Source organism: Streptosporangium sp. NPDC023825 (assembly GCF_040639575.1).
Taxonomy (GTDB): domain Bacteria; phylum Actinomycetota; class Actinomycetes; order Streptosporangiales; family Streptosporangiaceae; genus Streptosporangium.
Genome location: NZ_JBFAAE010000153.1, coordinates 1 through 1,345, shown reverse-complemented (window position 1 = coordinate 1,345; position 1,345 = coordinate 1). Strand labels below are relative to the sequence as shown.

At 68.0% G+C, this 1,345-nt stretch carries 1 pseudogene; it reads left to right on the top strand.

Annotated features, from left to right (window positions below):
* Positions 1-1,345 (top strand): annotated as a pseudogene (locus AB0G15_RS43465) (DNA-directed RNA polymerase subunit beta); the annotation flags it as partial.

Genomic DNA, 1,345 nt, shown 5'->3' with positions numbered 1-1,345 from the left:
GGCGACGTCATCACCGCCGACAAGGCGGGCGTGGTCGAGGAGGTCTCCGCCGACTACGTCACGGTGATGAACGACGACGGCACCCGCACCACCTACCGGGTCGCCAAGTTCAAGCGCTCCAACCAGGGCACCTGCTTCAACCAGAAGCCGATCGTCGCCGAAGGCGACCGGATCGAGGTCAACCAGGTCGTCGCCGACGGTCCCTGCACCGACGACGGCGAGATGGCCCTGGGCAAGAACCTGCTGGTGGCGTTCATGCCGTGGGAGGGCCACAACTACGAGGACGCGATCATCCTCTCCCAGCGCCTGGTGCAGGACGACGTGTTGTCCTCGATCCACATCGAGGAGCACGAGGTCGACGCCCGCGACACCAAGCTGGGCCCCGAGGAGATCACCCGCGACATCCCCAACGTCTCCGAGGAGGTCCTGGCCGATCTCGACGAGCGCGGCATCATCCGCATCGGCGCCGAGGTCGTGCCCGGCGACATCCTGGTGGGCAAGGTCACGCCCAAGGGCGAGACCGAGCTGACCCCCGAGGAGCGCCTGCTGCGCGCGATCTTCGGGGAGAAGGCCCGCGAGGTCCGCGACACCTCCTTGAAGGTGCCGCACGGCGAGCAGGGCAAGGTCATCGGGGTGCGGGTGTTCAGCCGCGAGGAGGGCGACGAGCTGCCTCCCGGTGTCAACGAGCTGGTCCGCGTCTACGTGGCCCAGAAGCGTAAGATCACCGACGGCGACAAGCTGGCCGGCCGGCACGGCAACAAGGGCGTCATCTCCAAGATCCTCCCGGTCGAGGACATGCCCTTCCTCGAGGACGGCACGGCCGTCGACATCATCCTCAACCCGCTGGGCGTGCCCGGCCGGATGAACGTCGGCCAGGTGCTGGAGACCCATCTGGGGTGGATCGCCGCCCGAGGCTGGGACATCACCGGCATCCAGGAGGCCTGGGCCGAGCGGCTGCGCGACAAGGGCTTCGCCGAGGTCGAGCCGCGCACCAACATGGCCACCCCGGTGTTCGACGGCGCCAACGAAGAAGAGATCATCGGCCTGCTGGACAACACCCTGGTCAACCGCGACGGCGGGCGCATGGTCGGCGCGAACGGAAAGGCCCAGCTGTTCGACGGCCGTTCCGGGGAGCCGTTCCCGCACCCGATCTCGGTGGGCTACATCTACATCCTGAAGCTGCTCCACCTGGTCGACGACAAGATCCACGCTCGTTCGACCGGCCCCTACTCCATGATCACCCAGCAGCCGCTCGGCGGTAAGGCCCAGTTCGGCGGCCAGCGCTTCGGTGAGATGGAGGTCTGGGCCCTGGAGGCCTACGGCGCCGCCTACGCCCTGCAGGAGC